Source organism: Sodalis sp. (in: enterobacteria) (assembly GCF_051710625.1).
Taxonomy (GTDB): Bacteria; Pseudomonadota; Gammaproteobacteria; order Enterobacterales; family Enterobacteriaceae; genus JBPESN01.
Map to the genome: position 1 here is coordinate 1 of NZ_JBPESN010000120.1, position 2411 is coordinate 2411.

Consider the following 2411-nt stretch of genomic DNA (forward strand, 5'->3'; position numbering starts at 1 on the left):
ACATTTAATCACGCGATATAACATATTTATGTCTTCCAGGGTGGGTTGAGAAAAACAGGCATGACGTTTATTTGGCGCAAGCTAGCACCGGCAGATTAACGCCATTCTAAAACAGAGTATTAATACATCATTTATTCAGCATTTTGGTGTCAGCCACAGAATGTTCGCAAAATAAGGCGCTACATTAATCTTAACCTCCGTGCAGGTGATTAAATCCGTTGCCCTGTCCAGCGTTCTTATTAATGTGCCCTCTTTTAAAATCCGGTTAGGTTGATAAATAAAGTACGCGCTGACCGGATAGCATTGATTAAACTGTTCTGCCTTCATGATTCATACCCCGGCGATATCCAGCGACAGCGGCCGATATTGCCCGGTCTCGTCGATGCGCTCATAAAGGCGGATATAGCTCTTGCTGCTGACCACCTGCACCGTTTCCGCCAGCGCATCCATCGCCCGCAACCAGCGCGGGTCGGTAATATCATGGCGACGCAGCTGAGAATATGGGCCGGATTAATATCACCGTTCTTATCGGTAGAAAACGTTTGGTCAACAATGGCCAGCAGCTCCGGTCGCGCATTCTGTGTCCATTCCGCCATGCAATCATCAATTAACGCCTTGGCGGCCTGGATACGCTCATCAAAGGTAATGCGGTCTTGCAGCGCGCGAATGACCTCGTGGCGGCCATCAAAGGAATACAGCGTCACATTGCCTTTTCTGCCGCCACGCTTCACCCCGTATTGCTCAACCGACAGGTCAACCAATACCTGGATATCGACAAACGCGCGGCGTTTAAAATCTCTCAATGCCTCATGCAGCGGCCGGGCGCGTGCCACAATAGCTTTGATCAGTGCGGCGCGCTTCTTATCAATGGGCTTTACCATGGCGTCGGGTATCAATGCGCCCTCGGCATCCTGCCAGTAACCGGTGGGCACCGTATTGTCATGTAAGTTAGTGGACATGATGACCTCTCCTGTTAAATGTATTGGCAATAGAGCCTCTATTGATGGCCTCGAAATCAGCCCGGCACGACAATACGGTAGCAAGTGCATCGTGAATAAACTGGGCTTCCTTCTTTTCAACTTCACTGCCCGTACTGCTGGCATTGATATTTACATCAATACCGATGGAGGTTTGCTGAACAATAATGTTAATTTCAATTGTCATGGTGACCTCAATATAATGATGCTGATAAAATAACCCTGCATCCATTTTTCATGAATACCCCTTGCTTAAAACCACCCCGTACGTTTTTGCCAACGGTGATATAATCTACCTGCCCCTTTTTTAATAATTGCTCACAGCGCGTATAATGTTCAATACAAATAACCGGCTTACAGTCATGCAATATCACGCCTTTTATCGTTAAATACGGTATAACGGCTTCTGCCTGCGTCATCGCAGCGATAAGATGATTGTTGGTCGATACCTCTTTATGATGGACTGACATACTTTTCTCCTTTAATGAATCAGCATTTCTGCATAGCGGTCGATTAACGTCACGGACATCCCCTGATTGCCGATAGCGCTTGTCCGGGCCACCCCACGCACCAGTTTAAACAGGCGGCGATAATTGCCCCGTGAATGCTTGCAAAAGGCGGCGGCAATCTCGGGCGCAAGCGGTTCGCCCGATGCTTCACCGTTCGATAACGGACTGCCGAGAATGGCGCTGAAATCCTCGGTTTCGCTCTCTTTTCTGCGAGACGCCAGGTCAAACGCCATGCCCACCTAGCTATAGAGCTGGGCGTATTCCCCGCGTGAGCCTTTCAGATTGAGCAGCAGACGTGCCACCCCCGCCAACACAATGGCCACCTCGGAACGGTCGTGAATGCGCCGCAAGACCTCAAGCGCCCTGTAGGGCAGTAGTTCAGGCTCATCAACCAGGACCAGCCAGTGCTTATCGCGCAGCCCCTGTACGCACTCCTCGACCAGATCATGGATATTGCCGGTCTTCCGCAGACCCAGCCGGGCGCACAGCGCCTGCAATAACACCTTGGCGGTATAGCCGGGGTCGGCTTCAATCAAGATGACATTTTTATTGGCGCTGTTGGCACGCACATACTCCTTCAGCACCATGCTTTTCCCCATGCCGGCCGGGCCGTATATCACACCGATATCGCCGAAGTCGTGCGTGGCACTAATCAGGTCGATCGCCACCCTGGCCAGATGGGTCGGCACAAAATTCACCTTGATGTCCCGCCGGTGGGCGCGCTCTGTCTCACGATCAAGAAAATCTCGCAGTGTGCCCTCGACGTTATCAATATTGCCGTTGTAAGCCCCCTTTAAATATTGTGAAACGGTCGCGCCGCTTAATCCGGTTTTATCGGCCACCATGCGCTGGTAGCCTGACCGCGCCATCAGCTGGAAAATACGTTCTCGCGTTGTCATAGAATATATCCTTACCGGTTATTACC

General features: G+C 50.8%; 4 protein-coding genes and 1 pseudogene. All 5 read right to left on the minus strand.

The genetic code is table 11. The annotated features are described in order from the left end of the window. Positions 1-330: 330 nt before the first annotated feature. Positions 331-959: pseudogene (locus tag ACTBDU_RS16330) on the minus strand (DUF3164 family protein). Beyond that, positions 949-1164 (minus strand): hypothetical protein, encoded by a 216-nt coding sequence (locus ACTBDU_RS16335; protein ID WP_438807205.1) that lies wholly within the window; start codon positions 1162-1164, stop codon positions 949-951. Before ACTBDU_RS16335 ends, ACTBDU_RS16330 begins: the two are co-directional and overlap by 11 nt. Positions 1165-1171: 7 nt before the next feature. Continuing rightward, positions 1172-1447, minus strand: a complete 276-nt coding sequence (locus tag ACTBDU_RS16340; RefSeq protein ID WP_438807206.1) for a hypothetical protein — start codon at positions 1445-1447, stop codon at positions 1172-1174. An 11-nt stretch (positions 1448-1458) separates the two neighbouring features. Further along, on the minus strand, positions 1459-1719 hold the full coding sequence (locus ACTBDU_RS16345; protein ID WP_438807207.1) for a hypothetical protein: 261 nt from the start codon (positions 1717-1719) through the stop codon (positions 1459-1461). A gap of 6 nt (positions 1720-1725) precedes the next feature. Then, the gene (locus ACTBDU_RS16350) at positions 1726-2385 is read right to left on the minus strand and encodes an AAA family ATPase (RefSeq protein ID WP_438807208.1); all 660 of its coding nucleotides are present in this window, start codon (positions 2383-2385) and stop codon (positions 1726-1728) included. Positions 2386-2411 lie beyond the last annotated feature (26 nt).

Bases quoted from the DNA above. Each gene is read 5' to 3' on its own strand.
- ACTBDU_RS16340 (WP_438807206.1), bottom strand. From the start codon at position 1,447: ATGTCAGTCCATCATAAAGAGGTATCGACCAACAATCATCTTATCGCT.
- ACTBDU_RS16345 (WP_438807207.1), bottom strand. From the start codon at position 1,719: ATGGCGTTTGACCTGGCGTCTCGCAGAAAAGAGAGCGAAACCGAGGAT.
- ACTBDU_RS16350 (WP_438807208.1), bottom strand. From the start codon at position 2,385: ATGACAACGCGAGAACGTATTTTCCAGCTGATGGCGCGGTCAGGCTAC.
- ACTBDU_RS16335 (WP_438807205.1), bottom strand. From the start codon at position 1,164: ATGACAATTGAAATTAACATTATTGTTCAGCAAACCTCCATCGGTATT.